General features: G+C 42.4%; 2 protein-coding genes and 1 pseudogene. 1 reads left to right on the top strand and 2 read right to left on the bottom strand.

Translation table 11 applies throughout. The annotated features are described in order from the left end of the window. Positions 1 to 157 precede the first annotated feature (157 nt). Positions 158 to 739 carry an ABC transporter permease subunit gene (locus H6S82_RS27640; RefSeq protein WP_199315443.1) on the top strand — a complete coding sequence of 194 codons (582 nt, stop codon included), beginning with the start codon at positions 158 to 160 and terminating at the stop codon, positions 737 to 739. A gap of 6 nt (positions 740 to 745) precedes the next feature. On the opposite strand, the gene H6S82_RS27635 is transcribed toward H6S82_RS27640, so the two are convergent. Then, complete coding sequence (locus H6S82_RS27635) at positions 746 to 2,008, bottom strand: lipid-A-disaccharide synthase (protein ID WP_190469583.1); 1,263 nt, start codon at positions 2,006 to 2,008, stop codon at positions 746 to 748. A 164-nt stretch (positions 2,009 to 2,172) separates the two neighbouring features. Then, positions 2,173 to 2,809, bottom strand: a pseudogene (locus H6S82_RS27630) (hypothetical protein); the annotation flags it as partial.

The raw sequence follows: 2,809 nt of genomic DNA, 5'->3' as shown, positions 1-2,809 counted from the left end.
ATTTGGTGGTATTCTTAAATAATGGAAATATTACCAAATTTAAATATTGCAAGGTAGTTATTCCTCATCAAAAATATGATAACTTAAAAAAAAGATCCTGTCAAGGGGTTTCCCCCTCTTTAAAGAAACTTTTAGACAAAGAAGTTTGAAGTAGGCAATGGAGATAGAAAATAACATCTATTCAGCAATTTTGGCCAGCCTGCAAATGTTATGTCAAGCATACATACCAGCAGCTATTTTGGGGATTGGGATAGGAATCGTTATTGGCAACAATAATATAATCTACGAGATATTAAAGCGAGTTTTGCAGATCCCGGCGAGTATTCCGGCGATCGCGTTATTGCCGATCGCGCTAATCCAATTTAAAGATAACCTCAGCAGCGTACTTTTCCTCATATTTTTCAGTGCTATTTGGCAAATTGCCATTAACACCGCAACAGGCGTCAGAAAGTCTCGGCGAGAGGAAAATGGGATGAAAGTTGCGATCGAACATATATTTACTGGGTTGAGGATAGGGATAGGATTAGCATGGTTTACCGTCATCGCAGCAGAAATTTTAGTCGGCGGTAGAGGAATAGGCTTTTTCATATGGGATGCCTATAATAGTAATGAAACTGAACAAGTACTCAAGGGAGTACTTTATATTGCTATTATTGGCTTTTTATTGGATGGTGTCTTAGATTTAGCAGGATATTTGGTAATGCGTCCATTTGCAAGCGATGAGAAAAACAACTTGTAAAATTTATTAATTTATATGGCTACTTGCAAGTTCTTCGGAAACTATCTGTGCTAGCTTTTGCGCTGCGCCTGCTTCACCTCGGACTTTGCGAAGACGATCGCGCATTTCCTCCAACTTAACAGGATTGTTCAAATAATCCAAAACCAAATCTGCGACATATTGAGGTTGCAATTTCCCCACCAGTTCCGGCACAATTTCCGCTTTAGCCCAAATATTCGGCCATGCAAATAAACGTTTTTGTTGCAGAATCGACCAATTAATAATTTTAGCAAAAATCGCACCGAAACCGGGTAAATTGGCAAGCAATCCCGGCAAACCATCCCAACTTCGCATTGCATCTAGTTGTTGAGTGGGAAGCAACACAATCATCGGTACTGCTAAAGCGCCCAATTCAGCTGTATTAGCACCCACAGTAGTCAGACATAAACGACATTGAGATAACAATTTGTAGGCTGGTGATTCCGTATATAATTGTACTTGCAAACCGCTTGGTGTTTTGATAAAAGGAAGTTCTGGGTGAGGAGGTATAACTAATTCGCCACTTCCCCATCCCAGACGCTGAATGAGATGATTGTGCTGGGGATCGCCAAAACGTGCTAATGTTTGAATATCCAAAGTGGGAGCAAGAAAAATCGCAAAACGAGTTTGAGGACGTGCAGCGTGGATATGTTCTGCGCTTGCTAATACAAAAGGCACACCCTGAAATAATTTTGCTGGTTTAGATCCCGGTAATAAACCAATTAATTCTAGATGAGATTGAGCGTCTTTTTCTGTTAACCTTTCAACTTGGACTTCTGCCATTAAGTCCCCAACAACAGTAAATTTACGATGATATTTTGGCGAAACTTTAGCAAGAATTTCCGATTTCATGAGGCCAAATCGATCGATCGATCCATGCCAACGCGCTGACCATTCAGCGTAAACTATGGTACGATAGTTTAAACGCTTGCCAATTAGCACAGTAAAAAACTGATCTCCGCCTAAAAAAAGAACCGCACCGCGATCGCGCCAGTCCCAATCTTGTGCAGTTTTACCCCATAATAAAAATGGAAAGAAATGTTCTGCACCTTGAACTCGATCGACTTCTGGGTAACTGCGTGCAATTTCCACCTCTTTGCCGCTAGCGTTGGGACAAGGGGATAGCACCACCGAGATGCGTACTTGAGAGCGATCGTATCCCAGTTGTTGTCGCAGTTGTTGCACTACAGGACGCACCCAGGTTGCCAACTCCCCAGGCCCATTTGAGAGAATTAGAATATCGGCGTTCATCGTTTGCGGTTCATCTTTCATAGTTCACAGTTAATGGCGATCGAAAATAAACATCTCCAAAAATTATGGTAGGGTAGGCATCCTGCCTGCCTTTGAGATTATTTTTTGGAGATGTCTGATAAACAATGTGCAACGAAGCGCGAACGAGCGAAATTAAAACCCTTTTAGGTGAAGAAAACAGTTCCCGGTAGGAACACGAAATCACCTCCATTCGTGCGAGTCAGTTGAGTTGTTACCCCTTCCAAAACTGCAACTAAGTCTCCTCTGGAAAAGAGTCTGAGGTTTCCATTTTGAACCTGTTGAACAAGGTTAGGATCTATGCTCTCGATGACGTCAACTCCTTTCTCGAAATTGCGAATTATCGCGTAGTCATTTGCACCGCCACCAATATAATACTGGATGCCATTGGGATTCGATGGGGAAGTACCGTGACCCAGCTGATAAACCTCTGCACCGGGCGAACCGATCAAAGTATCGATCTCGCCCAAACCTGTACTTGCCGAGATATAATCCACAGGATCGAAGCTAGTCACCTGAAAATCAATCCCAAATAAAAACGGCTTTAAACCAAAAGCTTGTACGACATCATTACCGCTAGTACCAGTGAAAATGGGAAGTCGATTTTCATATTGCCCAATGCGGACAAAGTGATCGAAAGCCGATACTATATTGTCGTTTGGGTCTGCTACAGCCGCAGCGACATCGGGGTAATACCCTTCATAATCAGTAGGGTAGAAATAAGTGGGCGATCGTCCTTCCACCAAGCCAAATTGGAGAAAATGATCGTACCAAGATTTGAAA

The organism is Planktothrix sp. FACHB-1355, assembly GCF_014748295.1.
Taxonomy (GTDB): domain Bacteria; phylum Cyanobacteriota; class Cyanobacteriia; order Cyanobacteriales; family Aerosakkonemataceae; genus Aerosakkonema; species Aerosakkonema funiforme_A.
Note: the sequence above shows the minus strand (reverse complement) of the source record. Positions and strands in the feature narration are given on the sequence as shown.

Excerpts from the sequence above, each read along its gene's own strand:
- H6S82_RS27635 (WP_190469583.1), bottom strand. The coding sequence starts at position 2,008 with ATGAACGCCGATATTCTAATTCTCTCAAATGGGCCTGGGGAGTTGGCA.
- H6S82_RS27640 (WP_199315443.1), top strand. The coding sequence starts at position 158 with ATGGAGATAGAAAATAACATCTATTCAGCAATTTTGGCCAGCCTGCAA.